This is a genomic window from Acinetobacter endophylla (assembly GCF_053543775.1).
In genome coordinates, this window is record NZ_JBLVOM010000316.1 from 1 (window position 1) to 1,743 (window position 1,743).

Sequence of the window (1,743 nt, forward strand, 5' to 3'; positions counted from 1 at the left end):
CGTTGGATTTCTTTCAAACTTTGGCAGAGGATCAAGGATTCGAACCTTGACGAACGGTTTTGGAGACCGTCATGCTACCATTACACCAATCCTCTACTTCCACCCAATATCCAGTTGCCCAAATATCGATTGGTGGGGACGGAGAGACTCGAACTCTCACACCTCGCGGCGCTGGAACCTAAATCCAGTGCGTCTACCAATTTCGCCACGTCCCCAATGGCTGTGTATATTATAGAGATAGACCGGCATTGACAAGCGATTTTACAAGCAATCACAATCTATTCCGCTATAAAATAAACAGTTAGTTCTATTTTTAATTTTTTATAAAATATATGCCGAAAATTTGATTCATTTTAGGATATGACTGTCGATTCGTTGTTTTTAGTCATTTCGATTCAATTCCAATATTTCAAATTAAAACTCAAATGACCTTCTAATCTTGATCAGCATGGGCATTCAGAATACTGAAACTCTTATTCATAAATTATTTTTGAAGTTGTGCATGGAATGCAGAATACAACACAGCATAAATAACAACAGCTTTACTAAATTTCAGGCAATAAAAAAGCAAGGCACTCGCCTTGCTTTAATATGATGGTGGGGATAGAGAGACTCGAACTCTCACGCCCAGAGGGCGCTGCGACCTGAACACAGTGCGTCTACCAATTCCGCCATATCCCCATGACTGTGTATATTATAGCGATCAGACCTGATTCACAAGTAGTTCTATAGAAAGCTAAATACTTTTATATCAAAAATTAATCATTTAATTCATTATTGATCAAATACCAATCTATTTAGGCCAATATATAAGATTGATAGACACCATGGGACTGATCCATATAACATTTAAATTATTGAATATACAGATCGCATGAATTATTGCAGCAATACAATGAAATTTACTAAAGCCCTGCCCTTGCAATCATTCGCTAGATAATTTAAGCCCAGAACGCATTGATGTTCATCAACCATGACAGCAAAAATCTGGTACTAAAAAAACCGCCCTCAAATTTCAGGTAATAAAAAAGCAAGGCATTAGCCTTGCTTTAATATGATGGTGGGGACGGAGAGACTCGAACTCTCACACCTCGCGGCGCTGGAACCTAAATCCAGTGCGTCTACCAATTTCGCCACGTCCCCATCAGGGTACCAACTTAGCGTTGGATTTCTTTCAAACTTTGGCAGAGGATCAAGGATTCGAACCTTGACGAACGGTTTTGGAGACCGTCATGCTACCATTACACCAATCCTCTACTTCCACCCAATATCCAGTTACTCAAATATTGATTGGTGGGGACGGAGAGACTCGAACTCTCACACCTCGCGGCGCTGGAACCTAAATCCAGTGCGTCTACCAATTTCGCCACGTCCCCATCAGGGTACCAACTTAACGTTGGATTTCTTTCAAACTTTGGCAGAGGATCAAGGATTCGAACCTTGACGAACGGTTTTGGAGACCGTCATGCTACCATTACACCAATCCTCTACTTCCACCCAATATCCAGTTACTCAAATATTGATTGGTGGGGACGGAGAGACTCGAACTCTCACACCTCGCGGCGCTGGAACCTAAATCCAGTGCGTCTACCAATTTCGCCACGTCCCCATCAGGGTACCAACTTAACGTTGGATTTCTTTCAAACTTTGGCAGAGGATCAAGGATTCGAACCTTGACGAACGGTTTTGGAGACCGTCATGCTACCATTACACCAATCCTCTACTTCCACCCAATATCCAGTT

Annotated in this window: 9 tRNA genes; all 9 read right to left on the bottom strand. The window is 41.9% G+C overall.

The annotated features are described in order from the left end of the window. Positions 1-21: 21 nt before the first annotated feature. Positions 22-95: transfer RNA gene (locus ACNPNW_RS17860), tRNA-Trp, on the bottom strand. A gap of 35 nt (positions 96-130) precedes the next feature. Further along, positions 131-215: transfer RNA gene (locus ACNPNW_RS17865), tRNA-Leu, on the bottom strand. 380 nt (positions 216-595) lie between these two features. After that, a tRNA-Leu gene (locus ACNPNW_RS17870) sits at positions 596-681 on the bottom strand. A 377-nt stretch (positions 682-1,058) separates the two neighbouring features. Beyond that, a tRNA-Leu gene (locus ACNPNW_RS17875) sits at positions 1,059-1,143 on the bottom strand. A 39-nt stretch (positions 1,144-1,182) separates the two neighbouring features. After that, positions 1,183-1,256, bottom strand: a tRNA-Trp gene (locus ACNPNW_RS17880). A gap of 35 nt (positions 1,257-1,291) precedes the next feature. After that, positions 1,292-1,376: transfer RNA gene (locus ACNPNW_RS17885), tRNA-Leu, on the bottom strand. A gap of 39 nt (positions 1,377-1,415) precedes the next feature. Beyond that, positions 1,416-1,489: transfer RNA gene (locus ACNPNW_RS17890), tRNA-Trp, on the bottom strand. 35 nt (positions 1,490-1,524) lie between these two features. Then, positions 1,525-1,609, bottom strand: a tRNA-Leu gene (locus tag ACNPNW_RS17895). 39 nt (positions 1,610-1,648) lie between these two features. Then, positions 1,649-1,722, bottom strand: a tRNA-Trp gene (locus ACNPNW_RS17900). Positions 1,723-1,743: the final 21 nt, after the last annotated feature.